The following is an 18,268-nucleotide window of genomic DNA, read 5'->3' as shown; positions in this document are numbered from 1 at the left end:
TGCCCTCCCCCACCCCCTCCCGTTTACGGGAGGGGAGAAAGTTAAAACGGCTTGATCACCACCAGCACGACGATCACCGCCGCCGCCAGCGCAGGCACCTCGTTGATCATGCGCAGATGCTTGCCGGTCAGCTTCATCTGCCCGCGCGCCAGCGTCTTCGAATAGCCGACCATCCAGCCATGATAGCCGCTGAGCAGCAGGACGAAGGCCAGCTTCGCATGGAGCCAACCCAGCCCCGGCACACCCGAGAACAGCCCCAGCGAGCCCGCCAGCAACAGCCCGAGCACCCAGACCACGATCATCGCCGGGGTCAGGATGATCTTGCGCAGCTTGCCCTCGCGCTCGACCCAGCGGGCTGCATCGACGCTATCGCCCGCGACCAAGGCCTCCTGATGATAGACCAGATAGCGCGGCATCATGAACAGCCCGGCCATCCAGAAGATCACGAAGATGATATGCGCCGCCTTCACCCAGTCATAGGCGGCCCCCAGCAGTCCGATCATGCGCGGTTCCTCACACGGGCGATCAGATGCTCGACATGCGCGATCGGCGTGTCGGGCAGGATGCCGTGCCCCAGGTTGAAGATATGCGGCCGCTCGGTAAAGGCCGCGAGGATGCGGTCCACCGCCCCGTCCAGCGCCTCGCCCCCGGCGATCAGCGCCAGCGGATCGAGATTGCCCTGCACCGGCAGCCCTTCGGGCAGATGGGTGTCGGCCCAGACCGGATCGACCGTCTCGTCCAGCCCGACCGCGTCCACCCCGGTTTCGCGGGCATAAGCGGGCAGCTTGCCCCCGGCCCCCTTGGGGAAACCGATTACCGGCACACCCGGACAGCGCTGGCGGAAACCATCCACGATCGCGGCGTTGGGGGCGATCACCCAGCGTTCGAACTGCGCCGGCGATAGCGAACCGGCCCAGCTGTCGAACAGCTGCACCGCCTCGACGCCGTTGGCGACCTGCCCCGCCAGATAATCCACGGTCATCGCCACGATCGCATCGATGATCGCGCCGAACCCGACCGGGTCTTTATAGGCGAAGCGCCGCGTCTCGCCCTGGTCCTTCGACCCCTGCCCCGCCACCATATAGGTCGCGACCGTCCACGGAGAGCCCGCAAAGCCCAGGAAGCTGGTCTGTGGCGGCAACTGGCCCGCGACCCGCGCCACGGTGGCATAGACCGGATCAAGACGCTCTGGGACGCGTGTGAGGGCATTCAGCGCATGATCGACCAGCGCAGGCGCCAGGCGCGGCCCCTCCCCCGCACCAAAGCTGAGGTCCTGGCCCAGTGCCCAGGGGACCATCAGGATGTCGGAGAACAGGATCGCCCCGTCGAAGCCGAAGCGCCGGATCGGCTGCACCGTCACTTCCGCTGCGGCCTCCGGATCGGTGGCCAGCGCCAGGAAGCCACCCTTCTGCGCCCGGAGTTCGCGATACTCCGGCAGATAGCGGCCCGCCTGCCGCATGAGCCACATGGGCGGTGTCGCCTGCCGCTCACCCGACAGCACGGCGAGCAGGGGCTTTTGGATCGAAACGTCGGTCAGGAGACCCCCCTTCTTCTATTCAAGAAGATTCTAAGAATGGATTGTTGAAGTGGTTGGCACGTTGGTTGTCGGGATTATGCGGCTCTCCCCGATATGCCAACACGTTGACTCATGGGGAATCGCCGATTCAACGGGATTCGGATTCATCACCCCCGTAACTCACAGCCTGTGGAAAAGAATCGGGCCTGTGAGATTCATTGTGGACGAATCGGTCGTTATCCACCGCCGGTCCGCCGCTTGGCCGGTCGGCGAAGTTACGCTACCGATTCGCGACATGTTATCCACAGAGTCATTAGTCCGGCCATGACGACGCGCCTCCATCTTCACCTGCTGTCCGATTCCACCGGCGAAACGCTGGAGAACATCGCCAAGGCGGCGCTGGCGCAATATGACGATGTGGAAACCGTCCGCCACTTCTGGCCGATGGTCCGCACCGAGAGTCATCTGGAGCGCATCCTGCAGGAGATCGCGCAGAATCCGGGGCTGGTGATCTACACGCTGGTCAACTCGACGACGCGGCGCGTGCTGGAAAGCCGCTGCCATGCGCTGGGTCTGCCGACGGTCGCGCCGCTCGATCCGGTCAATGCCGCGTTGTCGGGCCTGCTGGGCGTCCAGGCCAAGATGCGCCCCGGTCGCCAGCATGTGCTCGACGCCGCCTATTTCGCGCGGGTCGATGCGATCCAGTTCACCATCGCGCATGACGACGGCATCGCCTGGGAGGAATGGGAAGAGGCCGATATCGTGCTGGCAGGCGTCAGCCGCTCGTCCAAGACGCCGACCTCCATCTATCTCGCCAATCGCGGGTACAAGACCGCCAACATCCCGATCGTGGTCGAAAGCCCCCCGCCCCCCTTCCTGTTCACGCTGAAGAAGCCGCTGGTCGTCGGGCTGACCACCAGTGCGGACCGGCTGATCGCGATCCGGCGCAACCGGTTGTTGTCGCTGAACCAGGCGCCCGACACCGATTATGTCGAGCAGGAGGCGGTGAACCGCGAACTGACCTTTGCCCGGCGCATGTTCGCCGACAATGACTGGCCGGTGATCGACGTCACCCGCCGTTCGATCGAGGAAACGGCGGCCGCGATCATCTCGCTCGTCAACCAAAGGAAGCCCGCATGATCATCCTCGCCTCGCAAAGCGCCTCGCGCCGGGCGATGCTCGACGCCGCCGGGGTGGCCTATGAAGCGCTGCCCGCGCGTGTCGATGAAGCGGGGGTGAAGGCGGCGATGGCGGGTGCCTCCCCGCGCGACCTGTCCGACGCGCTGGCCGAGATGAAGGCGGTGAAGGTGTCGGCGAACGCCGGGCCGGTCCCGGTGCTGGGATCGGATTCGATCGTGGCACTGAGCGACGGCACTTTACTCGACAAGCCGGAGAGTCGCGAAGAGGCGGCCGAGCATCTGGCGCGGATGAGTGGCGGCAGCCACGAATTGTGGAGCGCCGCCGTCATCGCCGAGCATGGCCGCCCCGTATGGCGCCATGTCGAGCGGGCGAAACTCCATGTCCGCCCGCTGTCGGGCGCGTTCATCGACCGCTATCTCGACCAGGAATGGCCCGAGATCGCGGGTTGCGTCGGCTGTTTCCGGATCGAGGGGCCGGGTGTGCAGCTCTTCTCGCGGATCGATGGGAGCCATTTCACCATATTGGGAATGCCGCTGCTTCCCGTGCTGGGCTATCTGCGTGAGCGTGGCTGGATGGCGGCCTGATGGCGCGGCCTTATGCGGAGGTGATCGGCGACCCGATCGGCCATAGCAAGTCACCCAAAATCCACGGCTTCTGGCTGGAGACGCTGGGGATCGCGGCGGACTATCGCGCGGTGCATGTCCGCCCCGACGCGCTGGCCGCCTATTTCGCCGAGCGGCGCGCCGACCCGGACTGGCGCGGTTGCAACATCACGGTGCCGCACAAGATCGCGAGCCTGGCGCATGTCGGGGAGCAAAGCGACGTCGCCACCGCGATCGGTGCGATCAATACCGTCTTTCGCGGAGACCAGGGCGCGTTGGTCGGCACCAATACCGACGCGGCGGGCTTTGCCGCACCGCTCGAGCGGTTCGATCTGGCGGGCAAGCCGGTCACGGTCATCGGGGCAGGGGGCGCGGGCCGCGCAGTGCTGTTCGCGCTGGCGCGGATCGGTGTCGGGCCGGTCACGCTGTTCAACCGGGATGTGGAAAAGGGCGCGGCGCTGCTATCCTCGCTGGGGATCGACGGAAGGGCCGTGCCGATCGGCCAGACCGTGCCCCCCGGCGCGCTGGTGGTCAACGCGACCAGCCTGGGCATGACCGGCCAGCCGCCGCTCGCCCTCGACCTGTCGGCCCTGCCGCAGGACGCCGTCGTCTATGACATCGTCTATGCACCGCTGGAGACGGACATGCTGGCGGCGGCGCGGGCGAGGGGGCTGGCGACGATCGACGGGCTGGAGATGCTGATCGGCCAGGCGGCGGTGGCGTTCGAGCTGTTCTTCGGTGCGGTCCCCCCACGTGAGCGGGATGGCGAATTGCGCGCGATGCTGTTGCGGTGAAGATTCTGGGTCTGACCGGCTCGATCGGGATGGGCAAATCGACCGTGGCGCAGATGTTTCGCGACGAAGGCGTGCCGGTGTTCGACGCCGATGCCTGTGTCCACCGTCTGCAAGGGCCCGGCGGCGCGCTGGTGGCGGCGATCGAATCGGCTTTTCCGGGGACGACCGGGCCCGATGGCGTGAGTCGCGCGGCGCTGGGGCAGGCGGTGCTGGGCGATGATTCCGCGATGCGTCGGCTGGAGGCGATCGTCCATCCGGCGGTCCAGGCCGAACGCGCGGCCTTTCTGGCGGCGCATGATGACGCACCCTTGGTGGTCGTCGACGTGCCCCTGTTGTTCGAAACCGGCGGCGATAAATCTGTGGATAAGGTGTTGGTTGTTTCGGCAAAACCCGAAATCCAGGAGGCGCGGGTGTTGGCAAGGTCGAACATGACCAAAGCCAGGTTCGACGCGATTCTGGCGCGTCAGATGCCCGATGTGGATAAACGCGCCCGCGCCGATCATGTCATCGCGACCGATATTCCACTGGCCGAAACCCGCGAAAAAGTGCGGACGCTGATCGCTTGCATCACCGCATCCGAAGGCCGATAGTCGTTTCATGAGAGAGATCGTTTTCGACACCGAAACGACCGGGTTCAAATTTTCGGAAGGCGACCGGCTGGTCGAAATCGGCTGTGTCGAACTGGTCAACCGGGTCGAGACCGGTCGCACCTATCACGCCTATTTCAATCCCGAACGGTCGATGCCGGCCGAGGCGCAGGCGGTCCACGGGCTGTCGGATGCCTTTCTGAAGGACAAGCCGGTCTTTGCCGCCGGGGTTTCCGACTTTCTGGATTTCATCGGCGATGCGCCGCTGATCGCGCACAATGCGACCTTCGACTTCGGCTTCATCAATGGCGAGCTTGGCGCGCTGGGTTTTCCGCCGGTTGATGAAAAGACGCGGATGATCGACACGCTGGCGATCGCGCGCAGCCGCCATCCGGGCGCCAAGCACACGCTCGATGCGCTGTGCTCGCGCTATGGCATCGACCGATCGCACCGCGTGCTGCACGGCGCGCTGCTCGACGCGCAGCTGCTGGCGCAGGTCTATGTCGAGCTGATGGGCGGACGGCAGATCGGCCTGGGGCTGCTCGCCGATACGGAGGTCGATAGCGGGCCGACGATCGTCGCCCGCGCACCGGCTCGGGTCCGCCCGCCGCGCCATTTCCGGCCGAGCGAGGCGGAACTTGCCGCCCATGCGGCGTTTCTTAAGAGCATAAGCGATCCGGTTTGGGGGGCCGAGGCGTCCGGTTGACGCCACGGGACAGGCCAAAAGGACCGTCCCACCAGAGTGCATCAAGGAGAAGACGATGGATATCCGGATTTCTGGTCATCAGGTCGAAACGGGCGACGCGCTGCGGACCCATGTGACGGACCGGCTTCAGGGTATCGCCGAGAAATACTTCGCCCGCGCCATCTCGTCCGAGGTGACGTTCGGCAAGGGCCCGCACGACGTCGGGTTCAAATGCGATATCGTGATGCACGTCACCCGCGGCCTGGTGCTCAAAGGCCGCCACGAGGCGCAGGACGCACACCTCGTGTTCGACGGTGCCGCGACCAAGATCGAAAAGCAGCTGCGCCGTTATTCGCGCCGCCTGAAGGATCGCCATGCGGGCCAGGCGATCGAACTGGCCGAGGCCGGAGCCTATGATGCGGGCTATACGCTGTTCGCCGAACAGGTCGACGAGGACGAAGCGGGCGATGCGCCCCTGATCATCGCCGAAACCCGCGTCGATGTTCCCGATGCCAGTGTGTCGGATGCGGTGATGATGCTCGACCTGCGCAACACTGCGGCGCTGTTGTTCAAGAATTCGGGCACCGGTTCGTATAATATGGTCTATCGCCGGGGCGACGGAACCATCGGTTGGGTTGAACCACAACGGGTCGGTACGACCGGATAAGCTCTATCGTTCTTCCGCGCGGCCCGTTATTGGACGGGCCGCGCGGGGGCGCACCGGAAAGACCATGAACGACTTCAGCGATCTGTTGCGCCACGATACGGTGCTGGCGGGCGTCAGCGCCGCCAACAAGAAGACCCTGTTCCAGGCGCTGGCGGCGGCTGCCGCCGGGCCTGCGGGACAGGATGCCAAGCTGCTGGCCGATGTGCTGGCCGAGCGGGAAAAGCTGGGCTCGACCGGTTTCGGCGGCGGCGTCGCCATTCCGCATGGCAAGGTCGCGGGGCTGACCCAGATCGTCGGCGTCTTCGCCCGCCTGGCCCAGCCGGTCGATTTCCAGGCGGTCGACGACATGCCGGTCGATCTGGTCTTTGCGATGTTCTCGCCCGCCGATGCTGGCTCCGCGCATCTGAAGGCGCTGGCACGGGTGTCGCGCCGCCTGCGCGACAAGGGCTTCGTCGCCAAGCTGCGCGGGGCGGGTTCGCCGGACGCGATCTGGGCGCTGCTGAGCCAGGCCGACGCGCGTGACGCCGCGGCCTGAGGGCGAGGCCGCGCATTTCCGGGCGCTGGAAGCGCTCTATGCCAAGGCCCCGATCAACGCGTTTTTTCAGTCCACGCTCGAAATCCCCGAAGCCGGAACCGCGCGAATCCGCTTTCGGGTGGATGAGCGACATTTTCACGCGGCGGGCGCGGCGCATGGCACCATCTATTTCAAGATGCTCGACGATGCGGCCTTTTATGCCTGCAACAGCCTGGTCACCGACCGCTTCCTGCTGACGACGCAGTTCAACCTGCTGCTGACCCGGCCGATGAAGGCGGGCGAAGTGGTGGCCGAGGGGAGGTTGGTCAGCGGGCGGCGGCGGGTGTTCGTCGCCGATGCGCGCTTGATCGATGTGGAGGGCGAAGAGGTCGCGCGCGGCACCGGCACCTTCATGCGCTCGCAGATCGCTTTGGCCGGATTGCCCGGTTACCGGACCGCCTGACGGCATGGACGGTCGCCTGCCCAGCGATATGCTGGTGACCGCGCTGCTGCGCCGGATGAACGACAGCGGCGGCATGGGCATGGTGCTGGCCAAGGGCGATGCCCATGCCGGCGGCATCCTGGTCGTCGTCGTCGATGCGGAACGGCGCGAGCGGGTGCTGGAGCGGGGCATCGGTCCGGATGGCCGAACCGCGCTGATCGATTCGACGCCTGCAAACGATGTGATCGGCTATTGGCGGCGGCGGCGGGCGCGCGATCCGGACTTGTGGGTGGTCGAACTGGATGGCGCTGCGGCGGAACGGTTCACCGCTGAAACGATCCTGCAACATTGACGAACGCGGCCGGATCGGCCACGAGCCCCTCCATCAACTATCAGCGTTGTGCTTATCGGGTGCGATCCGGTGGGTTACGCAGTCGGGGGGAAGCCCGGACGAGCGCCTTTTGGCAATGCTCGGGTCCGTGATCCAACCGCATGTCTGTTCGAGTGAATGACCGTTTTCAAGCAAGTCGCGGCATCTGCGGCCATGGCTCTTTCCCTGGCGGGTCTTCTCGCCACCAGCACCCCCAGCCTTGCGACCAACGTCGCCGCCGGTGGGGTCGCTGCTCCAGCCTCTGCAATGGCTGTTTCCGGGATCAACGCCGCCGAATTGGCGATGGTTCCCCAGAGCGCCCGGGCCACGATGTCCGCGCTCCCCGATTTTTCCCAAGTTTCCGAAGGCGATGACGACGGCGATTATGAATCGCTGGCCGACGCCGTGGCCGACCAGGACGAGATTGCGTCGAGCGAAGAGCTCCGCTGCCTGGCCGGTGCCATCTATTTCGAGGCACAGGGTGAGCCGCTGAACGGCCAGCTCGCCGTTGCCCAGGTCATCCTGAACCGCACCAAGTCGGGCCGCTTCCCGACCGGCGTCTGCGACGTCATCAAGCAGCGCGGTCAGTTCAGCTTCGTGCGCCGCGGTGAAATCCCCTCGGTCAGCCCGTCGCGCAGCGCCTATCGCACCGCCGTCGCGGTCGCCAAGGTCGCCCTGGCCCAGGCCTGGGACAGCACCGCTGGCAAGGCACTGTACTTCAACACCCCCGGCAACCGTCCGGGCGTGCGCGTCCAGAAGGTCGCGTCGATCGGCAACCACATCTTCTATCGTTGATGGTCACGGCTCCGTTTAGGGGCCTTGCTTTTGCGCGGTCCCCCTCGGGGCTTTGCAAATGTTCGCCGAATGTTCTAAGCGGGTGGCATGTTGGACATGCCGCCCGCTTCGTGTGTCGAGGACCCGGCCTCGCCACTCTGCGCCGCTGACGTCGCGCGCGGCGTGACCCGGATGCTGCTCCGCCACGACCTCGTGACCATTCCCGAAGTCCCGCTGGAGGGCGGCCGCCGTGCCGACCTGATGGCGCTGGATGCGCGCGGGAACGTCGTGGTGGTCGAGATCAAGGTGTCGCGCGCCGACATGCTCGGCGATGGCAAATGGCCCGATTATCTGGCGCATTGCGACCGCTTCTATTGGGCGGTCCCGGCCGGGTTCGACTGGTCACCCCTGGAAAGCGCGGCATTTCTTCCTGAGCGGACCGGGATCATCGTCGCCGACCGCTATGATGCCGCGATCGTGCGCGAGGCGCACAGCGTGCCGCTGCCCGCCCATGTACGAAAGAAGGCGACGCTGAACTTCGCGAGGCGGGCCGGGCGGCGGATGATCGGGCTGACCGATCCGGATGCGGGGATGTGATCGGTCTGGGGCCGAGATTTTCCCTTGGCCTTCGACTTCGCTCAGGCTGAACGGCGGGAGCATGAAGCCCCTTCCCCAACAGACGTTCAGCCTGGGCGCAGTCGAAGGCCACGCCCCGAACTCGCCCAAAACTCACCGCGTCAATATCAACGTCACCACCGACTGCGGCGGCGCGATATCCCCCGAGATATCCACAGCCTTATGCACGGCATCGGTCACGATCATCCGCCGCTGCCACCGCCCCGGTACCGCCACCGTCAGCGGGCGAGGGGACAGGCCCGGATTGACATGGACCAGCACCAGCAGCCGCCCGTCCGGCGACAAGGCACCCACCGTATCCATGTCGTCCACCGGCACCAGCCGGTCGCCCGGGCGAATATAGCGGCTGAACTGCGCCATCGCCCAGTATTTGCCGGTGACGTGGATCGCATGGGGCTGGTCCGCCGCGCCCATCAGGTCGGCCTTGACGATGCCCCAGTTGGATCCCTTCTCGCCCTTGCGGGTGCTGAGATCCTCGACCGCCTGCCAGAAGACCCAGGCGGCGGGTTCCAGCCGCTTGAGGTCGCCGACGACATGCTCGGCAAAGGCCAGCGGCGTCGCCATGCCGGTCAGGTCTTCCGGGTCGCCCGACAAGGGCGTGTCGTTCTCGCTCATCCACATCTTGATGCCCGACGCACGGGCGATGTCGCGTACCGCCGTCTGGTGCACGGTGCCATAGCTGTGGACGTTGAGTTGGCCGATCCTGGCGCGCGTGGCGGGCGGGTAGGCGGCCCAGTCCTGGACGAACAGGTGCGAGGCGGTTTCGTCGGGCGCGGCGATGACCGTCGCCAGCCCCCTGATTTTCAGCGCGGCGGCGGTGGCGTCGATCATCTGCGCCTGCCGCGCCGGGCTCCAATGCGCGCCCTCCTGCGTATTGGCGGCGAACCAGTAATTGGTGTTGGGCTCGTTGACCGGCGACAGCGTGCGGAAGGTCAGGTGATGCCGCCGCTGCAATTCGTCGGTGACGCGGGCCAGATAGGTGGCGAAGGCGGTTTCCTGGCCGGGGCGCAGATTGTCGTCGGCGCCCTTCTCCGCACCCGACACCCGGCCGCTGACCGTCATGAACCACGGCGGCGAGTTGGAGAAGGCCTCGAAGATCGGTTGCTTCACGCGGGCGGTGATCGCATCCAGCCACCAGCGCTGGTTGGCGTCCTGGTTCCAGTCCCACATGGCGGGGTCGTTCGCCCGCCACCAGTCCTTGCCGCTCACGCCCGCGGGTTGCCGCCAGAACCCCGGCACAGCGCGACCCACCTTCATATAGGGCGGGGTGTCCGCCGCATTGCCGCCACCGATATTGTAGCGCGCGATCGTCCAGCCCAGCCCGTCCGGACCGTAGAACAGGTCGGCCAGCCGGGTCCGCTCCGCCTCGGGCCAGCCGCCGGTGACATGCGCGAACCAGGCCAGCGCCGTACCCCAGCCCTCGAACACCGTCGATGGCCGGTCGATCGCGGGGCGCAATGTCACAGGCACCGGGCGATCCATCGCCGGTGATGCAGGCTGCTGCGCCAAGCTGGGCGTGGCGGCTGCGGACATGCCCAGGGCCAGCAGGGCAGCGAGTCGCCATCGCCGTGGCTTGTCTGGAATCATCCCGCCCATAGTCTCATGCTCCCGTTTTACGTCTGACTATAGGATCAGGATCGATCAGTCCGTCAATCCCGGTTTTCGGATTGAAAATACGCCGTTAATCGAACAATTTAGGGTTTACCGTGAAATATTCGGTCTTGTGAGCCCAGCCATGGCTGGAAATTCCAGTTGCGAGGCCTCGGAACGGAACGTATAAATCAGACAATTAGGTACGCACCCATGACAAAATGGGCCGGCCTGTAAAGGGAGGGGATAAGGCGATGAAGATCGGCACGATTCTGCTATGCGGTACGTCCATGGCGGCTTTGTGGGGCACACCGGCCATGGCGCAGGTCCAGGCGACCGCGCAGTCGACCCAGGCACTGACCGCCGATCAGGCCGCCAAGGCCCCACCCAGCGACCAGGACATCGTCGTCACCGGCGTCCGCGAGAGCCTTCGTTCTGCCCAGGCGATCAAGCGCAATGCCGACCAGATCGTCGACTCGGTCCAGGCGCAGGATATCGGCAAGCTGCCCGACGCGAACACGACCGAGGCGTTGCAGCGTATCACCGGCGTCCAGATCCAGCGTCGTTACGGCGAAGGCGCGACCGACTTCGACCACCGCACCCAGCCCGCCGTGACCGTGCGCGGTTTGACCCAGGTGCAGAATTTTCTCGACGGCCGCGCCGTTTACTCGGCATCGGGCGGCCGTGCCTTCGATCTGGAGGGCGTGCCCCCCGAATTGCTCGCGGGCATCGACGTGTACAAGAACGCACCCGCCAACATCATCGAGGGCGGCATCGGCGGCGCGGTGAACCTGCGTACGCGCAGGCCGTTCGACTCGGCGGGTCAGGTCATCTCGCTGACCGCGCGCGGCAATTATTATGACCGGGTCGACAAGTTCGGCGGCTCGATCTCGGGCCTGTACAGCAACCGCTTCGACAGCACGATCGGTGAGATCGGCATCCTGGTCAACGCGGTCTATTCCAAGAGCCAGTATCGCCAGGACGGCCTGCTCGCCGGGCCCTTCGCCGAGGCGCAGCCGGGCACGATCGCCAACGCGCCCGCCAATGCGCGCATCCCCTACGGCTTCGAAATCTATGACGACAGCGGCGACCGCCGCCGCTTCGGCATCGCCGCCGCGCTGCAATGGCAGGCGAACGAGGACGTGCTGGTCACCGCCCAGTATCAGGGCACCAAATACTGGTTCAACCGTACCGGCGCCTATTACTACGACTACAACAACCGCTCGAACCAGTATAACGCCGCCGGGCAGGTGACGTCCTATGGCACCGGCGCGGCCCCCGGCGCCGCCTTCACCTTCAACGACCAGGGTTATGCAACCAGCGGCGCGCTTTCGCCCCAGACGTTCGAGACCGGGCGTTTCGACCAGGAATTGTGGAGCGCCAGCCAGAACTATACCTTCAATGTCGGCTGGCAGGCCACCGACCGGGCGAAGGTGAATTTCGACGTCCAGTATCTGACGTCCTATTATAATGCCGATCGCAACGGCCATGTCCTGTCGCTCTACAACCGGTCGGGGCAGACCGCGCTCAACGCGCCGCATCCCTCGACCGTGGTGTTCGACCTGCGCGGCAAATATCCGCGCTGGGACGTGACCGACCCGACGGTGCTGAACAATCCCGCCAACTATACGCTGCCGTTCATCGCCGACTCGCTCCAGCGCAACGATGCCGAGACGCTCGCGCTCGCCTATGACATCGAATATGATTTCGAGGGCGGTGTGCTGCAGAAGCTGCGCGGTGGCGCGCGCTTTGCCGACAATACCATCGACCTGCGCGGCACCTGGAACGGCGTCAGCCTGTACCAGGGGGTGGCACCGGGCACCGATGCCCCGGCTGGCACTGCGCTGATCCCGCTGTCGCGCTTCCCGCAGCTGGCGATGAAGGGGCCGTCGGCCAACTGGTTCGACGGCAATACGGTGAAGGGGGGTATCCTGTACCCGGCCTTCCCGGCAGGAGACGGCGTCTGGGCACAGACCAAGGCGCTCTATGCGCTGTTCGGCGCGAAGACCAAGGATGCCTTCACGCCGGGCGACCTGAACAACCAGACCGAAAAGACCTACACCGCCTGGGGCATGGCCGATTACGAGTTCGAGGCGGGCGGCGTGCGCTTCGACGGCAGCGCCGGCGCGCGGATCATCCGCACCGACCTGACGTCCAACGGTACGCAGTTCAACGCCGATGGCAGCAGCGCACCGCTGGCGCTCAAGAACCGCTATAATCGCGTCCTGCCCAGCGTGAACCTGCGCGCCCGGCTGACCGACGAGTTCCAGATGCGCTTCGCCTATTCCAAGGGGCTGGCGCGCCCGAATTTCGACCAGCTGTCGACCAACATCACGCTCAACAACCCGAACCAGGTCAACCCGGCGACCGGACGGCCGAGCGCCAGCTCGGGCAATCCGCGGCTCAGCCCGATCGACTCGGACAATCTGGACCTGACGGCGGAATGGTATTTCGCCTCCGCGGGCTCGCTGACCGGTGGTATCTTCTACAAGAAGATTGACGGCTTCCTGGCCAGCGGCCGGGTCGTTGGGGTCTATGGCGGCCGCGCCTACGACGTGAACACCGTCGTCAATTCGGGCAGCGGCACGGTGAAGGGCGCCGAGATCGGCTATCAGCAGTTCTTCGACTTCCTGCCGGGTCTGCTCAGCGGTCTGGGGATCCAGGCGAACTATACCTATGTCGACTCCAACGTCGCCAATCCGTTCGCGGGCAACAATCCCAACGCGCCGCAGTCGTTGCCGCTCGAGAAGCTGTCCAAGCACAGCTACAATCTGATCGGCCTGTACGAAAAGGGCCCGGTGACCGCGCGTGTCGCCTGGAACTGGCGGTCCAGCTATCTCGATGCGACCACGGGCAGCGGTGCGAATGGTGAGGCGCAATATGCACGCCCCTATGCCTCGCTCGATGCCTCGCTGAATCTCAACCTGACCAAGAATCTCGCGGTGTCGATCGATGCGGTGAACCTGAACAACCGGATGAACGTGCTGTACATCGGCACGCCTGCCGCACCGCTTCAGTATCAGCTGAATGACCGCCGCTTTGGCGCATCGATCCGCGTCCTTTATTGACGACCCCACCTCGGCATGGGGGAGGCACCGCCCCCATGCCGCCTTTCCTCACGCAACGGTGCGATCGGACGCATGATGCAACAGCCCCGGACCGCCCCGCAGCATGGCGACCCTGCGGCGATCGGGCGGATCGTCATCCTGGGCGGTGGGACCGCCGGCTGGATGGCGGCGGCGGCGCTGTCCCGTGTGCTCGGCCACGATGGTCCCGCCATCACCCTGATCGAATCGGATGCGATCGGCACGATCGGCGTCGGCGAGGCGACGATCCCGCCGATCCAGGCCTTCAACGCGCTGCTCGGCATCGACGAACGCGAGTTCGTGCGCGAAACCAACGGCACCTTCAAACTGGGTATCGAGTTCGTCGACTGGCGGCGGCCCGGCCACCGTTATTTCCACCCCTTCGGCACCTATGGCCATGATTTCGGGGCCATTCCGTTCGAGGCGATCTGGCAGCGCATGAAGCAGGCGGGGCTTGCCGCACCGCTCGAAGCCTATGCGCTGGCGACCCAGGCGGCGGCGGCCAACCGATTCACCACCCCGCGCCCCGGCAACACGCCGCTGGGCCATATCGGTTATGCCTATCATTTCGATGCCGGGCTCTATGCCCGCTTTCTGAGGTGCCGGGCCGAGGCGCAGGGCGTCCTACGGCATGAAGGGCAGGTCGCGTCCGTGGAGCGCCGCGACGACGGGTTGATCGCGGGGCTGGTGCTGGAGGACGGCACGCGGATCGCGGGGGATTTGTTCATCGACTGCTCGGGGTTTCGCGCGCTGCTGCTGGGCGAGACGCTGGGCGTCGGATTCGAGGATTGGGGACATTGGCTGCCCAACGACCGCGCGATTGCCGTGCCCTCGGCACGGACCGGTGCGCTGACGCCCTATACCCGTTCCACCGCGCACGGGGCGGGGTGGCAGTGGCGCATCCCGCTTCAGCATCGCACCGGCAACGGCATCGTCTATGCCTCGACCCATTTGTCTGACGATGAAGCGACCGCGCGGCTGCTGGCGGGGCTGGACGGACCGGCACTTGCCGAGCCGCGCAGCATCCGTTTCCGTACCGGACGGCGGGCGCGGATGTGGGAAGGAAATTGCATCGCGCTGGGGCTGGCGGGCGGCTTTCTCGAGCCGTTGGAGTCGACCAGCATCCATCTGATCCAGGTCGGTATCGCCCGGCTGCTCGAAATGCTGCCGACGACCGCGTTCGAGGCCGCTGACCGCCGCCGCTACAACCGGCTGATGGCGGAGGAATATGAGGATATCCGGGACTTCATCATCCTGCACTTCCACGCCACCGACCGTGACGACACATGCTATTGGCGGGATCTGCGCACCATGACGGTGCCCGAAAGCTTGCAGGATCGGCTGGACATCTATTGCGCGACGGGGCGAATCCATCGCGAGGGCGAGGCGTTGTTCACCAAGACGAGCTGGCTGGCGGTGATGGACGGGCAGGGGGTGAGCCCGCGCGGGTTCGACCCGATCGCACTGGGCATGGCGGGCGACGAAGCCGCCGCGCGACTGGCGCATATTGCGACGGTGACGCGAAAATCGCTTGAGCTGATGCCCGATCATGACGCATTTCTCCGACAACATGGTTATGCCATGGCCACAAGCGCGGCGGCGCAGCGATAAAAAAGGGGAGTGGCATGAAGTGGCGTTTGGCGGCCGGTGCGGCCGTGGTGGCTCTGGCGGGCCCCGTTCCGGCCCAGACGAACGGTCCGCAAGTGGCCCCGGTGCAGGTCGATCCCAGCCGCCCCGACTGGGAGAACCCCGCCGTCAACGCGCGCGGCACCCGACCCGCCAGCGCCACCGCCTTTCCCTATGAAAGCCGTGCGCTGGCACTGGCGGGGGATAAGGCCAAGTCCAGCCGTTATATGAGCCTGGATGGCGCCTGGTCCTTCGCCTTCTCCCCCTCGGTCGACGGTGCCCCCAAGGGATTCGAGCGGCCCGATTACGACGTGTCCAAGTGGAAGACGATTCCGGTCCCCGCAATGTGGCAGGCGCACGGGTATGGGCAGCCCAAATATAACAACATCACCTATCCCTTCCCGGCGAACCGGCCGCTCGTGCCGCATGACGACAATGAGACGGGATCATATCGCCGCGACATGACCTTGCCCGACGGGTGGCGTGGACAGGATGTGATCCTTCAGGTCGGCGCGGCGGGATCGGCCTATCGGGTGTGGATCAACGGGCACGAGGCGGGTTACTCCGAGGATTCCAAGCTCCCCACCGAATATGACGTCACGCGGTTCCTGAAGCCGGGGCGCAACGTCGTGGCGATCCAGGTCCATCGCTGGTCGGACGGCAGCTATCTGGAGGATCAGGATTTCTGGCGCGTCTCGGGCATCGAGCGGTCGGTCTATTTGCGCGCCGTGCCCCGGACACGGATCGACGACCTGTTCGTCCATGCCGGGCTCGACAAGGGCTATCGCGACGGCACGCTGTCGACCGAACTGACGCTGCCCGCGCTGCCCCAGGCGATGACGGCGCGGATGACGCTGCTCGACGGCGAGCGGACGGTGGTGACGCGGCAAGTGTCGCTGGCGAAGGGCGCGACCTCGGCGACGCTGGATGCGGCGGTGCCCGGCGTGCGGGCATGGTCGGCGGAGACGCCCAACCTTTACACGCTGCTGGTCGAACTGGTCGACGCGCAAGGACAGGTGATGCAGGCCACGCCGCAGCGGATTGGCTTTCGCACCGTCGAGATCAAGGATGGGCAGGTCATGGTCAATGGCCGCCGCATCATGATCCGCGGCGTCAACCGGCACGAGCATGACCCGGAAACCTTCCACGTTATCTCCGAGGAGTCGATGCGCCGCGACCTGGAGTTGATGAAGCGCAACAACTTCAACGCGATCCGCACCTCGCACTACCCCAACGACCCGCGCTTCCTGGCGCTGGCGGACGAATATGGCTTCTACCTGATGGACGAGGCCAATATCGAGAGCCACGCCTATATGGAGCAGGGCAACCGCCACGGTGACGAGCGGAGCAAGTATCAGATCGGCTTCGATCCCGCCTGGGAAAGCGCGCATGTTGCCCGCGTGATGAACATGGTCGAACGGGACAAGAACCACCCCTCGATCATCTTCTGGTCGCTGGGCAACGAAGCAGGCATCGGCCCGAATTTCGAGAAGGCGGCGGCGGCGATCCGGCGGCGCGACGGCTCGCGACTGATTTCCTATCTCGGCTGGGGAACGCTCGATTGGAGCCACCAGCCCAATTCCTACGTCGATATCTACGCGCCCATGTATGACGATATCGAGAAGATGGTCGACTGGGCCGAGGACCCGACGCGGACCCAGCCGATGATCCAATGCGAATATGCCCATATGCAGGGCAATTCGGGCGGTAATTTCAAGGATTATTGGGACACCATCTACGCTCACGCCAAGTTGCAGGGCGGTTTCATCTGGGATTGGGTTGACCAGTCCATGTACCGCTATACCAAGGACGGGCGGCGTTACTGGGGCGATGGCGGCGAATATGGCCCGAATCCCGGCGGCGATATCGAGTTCGGCGACGGGCTGAACCAGCCCGACCGGACCCCCAACCCGCAACTCTATGAGGTGCAGAAGGTCCAGTCGCCGATCCGCTTCGACGGTTATGATGCGAAGACCGGGCGTCTGACCGTTCACAACCGTCACGACTTTATCGACCTGTCGGGCTTCACCTTCGACTGGGTGGTGGAGAAGAACGGGGTCGTGGCGGCGAAGGGCGATCTGCCTGCGCTGACCACCGCCGCCGGACAGGTGCAGACGGTCGCGCTCGCACCGAAGTTCACGCGCGAGGCCGGGGCGGAGTATCTGCTGACCGTCCGCGCCCATGCCAGGGACGGCACGATCCGTGCGGTTCCGGCGAATTACGTCATCGGCTGGGAGCAGTTCGCGCTGAGCGACGCGCCTGCCATGCCGGTTGCCGCCAAGGGCCAGGTCGCCGTCGCGGATACGGCCGACAATGTGACCCTCTCCGCGAACGGGGCGGAGCTGGTCATCGATCGCAAGACCGGGCTGGTCGCCCGCTATGCGTCGGGTGGGCGCGTGCTGGCGAAAGGCGGCAAGCCCAATTTCGTCCGTGCCGAAACCGACAACGACACCGCCAATGGCACGGTGGCGCAGCAGGGCCCGTGGCTCACGATGAACGGCCGCTATCAGGTACGCAGTGTATCGATCGGTCCAGATCGAAGCGTGACGGTGGATCACGAGATGGGGGCGGGGGCGGCGCGTTTCGTCACCCGATACAGGATGGCGGGCGACGGTGCGGTCGATGTCGACGGGCAGTTCGTGCCGCTCAAGGCCGACCTGCCGCCGCCGGTTCGCATCGGCCTGTGGTACACCATGCCCACGACGATGAAGACGGTCGAATGGTATGGCCGGGGCCCGCATGAAAGCTATGTCGATCGGAAAAGCTCGGCCGCGATCGGGCTGTGGCGCGGGGCGATCGCCGAGCAGGACCATGATTACATGCGTCCCCAGGACACCGGCAACAAGGTCGATGTCCGCTGGATGGAACTGTCGGGCGAGGGGGGCGGCCTGCGGGTCCGCGCGCCTCGGCCGCTGATGATGCAGGCGCTCGCCTTCCCCTATACCGATCTCTACCGCCGCGCGCCCGGCACGTGGAAATCGACCGATATCGTGGCCCATGGCGAAACGACGCTGATCATCGATTCCGCGCAATGGGGTGTCGGCGGCGACACGACCTGGAGCCATGTCGGCCAGCCGCACATGAAATACCGGACGAAGCTTGAGCCGACGCGGGTCGCATTCCGCCTGGAGCCTTTCACCGGCCAGGGCACGACCCCCGACCAGGCCAGGCCCGCCCGCGCGACGGAACCGCAATAGGGCTATCCTTTACTCGGACAATAAGTCATCATGCCGCGTCAG

At 65.5% G+C, this 18,268-nt stretch carries 17 protein-coding genes; 14 read left to right on the top strand and 3 right to left on the bottom strand.

The genetic code is table 11. The features are described 5' to 3' along the window. Window positions 1-41 precede the first annotated feature (41 nt). Together U1703_RS13685 and hemE are read right to left on the bottom strand one after the other, a co-directional pair. A complete protein-coding gene (locus U1703_RS13685) occupies window positions 42-503 on the bottom strand; it encodes a HemJ family protein (protein ID WP_332786117.1) in 462 nt (153 codons plus the stop codon). Beyond that, complete coding sequence (gene hemE, locus U1703_RS13680; RefSeq protein ID WP_332786177.1) at window positions 500-1,522, bottom strand: uroporphyrinogen decarboxylase; 1,023 nt, start codon at window positions 1,520-1,522, stop codon at window positions 500-502. The genes U1703_RS13685 and hemE overlap by 4 nt, the downstream gene beginning before the upstream one ends. A 318-nt stretch (window positions 1,523-1,840) precedes the next feature. Here hemE and U1703_RS13675 point away from each other — a divergent pair, with 318 nt between their 5' ends. The 11 genes from U1703_RS13675 (at window position 1,841) to U1703_RS13625 (ending at window position 8,688) form a co-directional block, all read left to right on the top strand. Further along, window positions 1,841-2,656: a pyruvate, water dikinase regulatory protein gene (locus U1703_RS13675; RefSeq protein WP_320452829.1), complete on the top strand. Its 816-nt coding sequence runs from the start codon at window positions 1,841-1,843 to the stop codon at window positions 2,654-2,656. Further along, window positions 2,653-3,240 carry a Maf family protein gene (locus U1703_RS13670; RefSeq protein WP_332786116.1) on the top strand — a complete coding sequence of 196 codons (588 nt, stop codon included), beginning with the start codon at window positions 2,653-2,655 and terminating at the stop codon, window positions 3,238-3,240. Before U1703_RS13675 ends, U1703_RS13670 begins: the two co-directional genes overlap by 4 nt. Then, window positions 3,240-4,052 carry a shikimate dehydrogenase gene (gene aroE, locus U1703_RS13665; protein WP_332786115.1) on the top strand — a complete coding sequence of 271 codons (813 nt, stop codon included), beginning with the start codon at window positions 3,240-3,242 and terminating at the stop codon, window positions 4,050-4,052. Before U1703_RS13670 ends, aroE begins: the two co-directional genes overlap by 1 nt. Then, the gene (gene coaE / locus U1703_RS13660; RefSeq protein ID WP_332786114.1) at window positions 4,049-4,642 is read left to right on the top strand and encodes a dephospho-CoA kinase; all 594 of its coding nucleotides are present in this window, start codon (window positions 4,049-4,051) and stop codon (window positions 4,640-4,642) included. The genes aroE and coaE overlap by 4 nt, the downstream gene beginning before the upstream one ends. Window positions 4,643-4,649: 7 nt before the next feature. Next, window positions 4,650-5,345 carry a DNA polymerase III subunit epsilon gene (dnaQ, locus tag U1703_RS13655; protein WP_320452825.1) on the top strand — a complete coding sequence of 232 codons (696 nt, stop codon included), beginning with the start codon at window positions 4,650-4,652 and terminating at the stop codon, window positions 5,343-5,345. 55 nt (window positions 5,346-5,400) lie between these two features. Beyond that, the gene (gene hpf, locus U1703_RS13650; protein WP_332786113.1) at window positions 5,401-5,991 is read left to right on the top strand and encodes a ribosome hibernation-promoting factor, HPF/YfiA family; all 591 of its coding nucleotides are present in this window, start codon (window positions 5,401-5,403) and stop codon (window positions 5,989-5,991) included. Window positions 5,992-6,055: 64 nt separating this feature from the next. Continuing rightward, window positions 6,056-6,526: a PTS sugar transporter subunit IIA gene (locus tag U1703_RS13645; protein WP_320452823.1), complete on the top strand. Its 471-nt coding sequence runs from the start codon at window positions 6,056-6,058 to the stop codon at window positions 6,524-6,526. Continuing rightward, window positions 6,510-6,968 carry a PaaI family thioesterase gene (locus tag U1703_RS13640; protein WP_320452822.1) on the top strand — a complete coding sequence of 153 codons (459 nt, stop codon included), beginning with the start codon at window positions 6,510-6,512 and terminating at the stop codon, window positions 6,966-6,968. Before U1703_RS13645 ends, U1703_RS13640 begins: the two co-directional genes overlap by 17 nt. A gap of 4 nt (window positions 6,969-6,972) precedes the next feature. Then, the gene (locus tag U1703_RS13635) at window positions 6,973-7,299 is read left to right on the top strand and encodes a DUF1491 family protein (protein WP_332786112.1); all 327 of its coding nucleotides are present in this window, start codon (window positions 6,973-6,975) and stop codon (window positions 7,297-7,299) included. A gap of 192 nt (window positions 7,300-7,491) precedes the next feature. Continuing rightward, window positions 7,492-8,112 (top strand): cell wall hydrolase, encoded by a 621-nt coding sequence (locus tag U1703_RS13630; RefSeq protein WP_320452820.1) that lies wholly within the window; start codon window positions 7,492-7,494, stop codon window positions 8,110-8,112. Between the two features lie 87 nt (window positions 8,113-8,199). Further along, window positions 8,200-8,688, top strand: a complete 489-nt coding sequence (locus U1703_RS13625) for an MmcB family DNA repair protein (RefSeq protein WP_320452819.1) — start codon at window positions 8,200-8,202, stop codon at window positions 8,686-8,688. Window positions 8,689-8,820: 132 nt separating this feature from the next. Here U1703_RS13625 and U1703_RS13620 read toward each other — a convergent pair whose 3' ends face one another. Next, window positions 8,821-10,260, bottom strand: coding sequence for a glycoside hydrolase (locus U1703_RS13620; RefSeq protein WP_332786111.1), 1,440 nt, complete (start codon window positions 10,258-10,260; stop codon window positions 8,821-8,823). 311 nt (window positions 10,261-10,571) lie between these two features. Between U1703_RS13620 and U1703_RS13615 the strand changes: the two genes are divergently transcribed. The 3 genes from U1703_RS13615 (at window position 10,572) to U1703_RS13605 (ending at window position 18,226) form a co-directional block, all read left to right on the top strand. Continuing rightward, a complete protein-coding gene (locus tag U1703_RS13615) occupies window positions 10,572-13,385 on the top strand; it encodes a TonB-dependent receptor (protein ID WP_332786110.1) in 2,814 nt (937 codons plus the stop codon). 72 nt (window positions 13,386-13,457) lie between these two features. Beyond that, window positions 13,458-15,014, top strand: a complete 1,557-nt coding sequence (locus tag U1703_RS13610; protein WP_332786109.1) for a tryptophan halogenase family protein — start codon at window positions 13,458-13,460, stop codon at window positions 15,012-15,014. Between the two features lie 14 nt (window positions 15,015-15,028). After that, entirely contained in the window at window positions 15,029-18,226 is a 3,198-nt protein-coding gene (locus U1703_RS13605; protein ID WP_332786108.1) for a glycoside hydrolase family 2 TIM barrel-domain containing protein, read from the top strand. Window positions 18,227-18,268: the final 42 nt, after the last annotated feature.

It is taken from the genome of Sphingomonas flavida, from assembly GCF_036663655.1.
Classification (GTDB): Bacteria; Pseudomonadota; Alphaproteobacteria; order Sphingomonadales; family Sphingomonadaceae; genus Sphingomonas.
The sequence above is the reverse complement of the archived record's forward strand: the minus strand, read 5'-3'. Positions and strand labels throughout refer to the sequence as shown.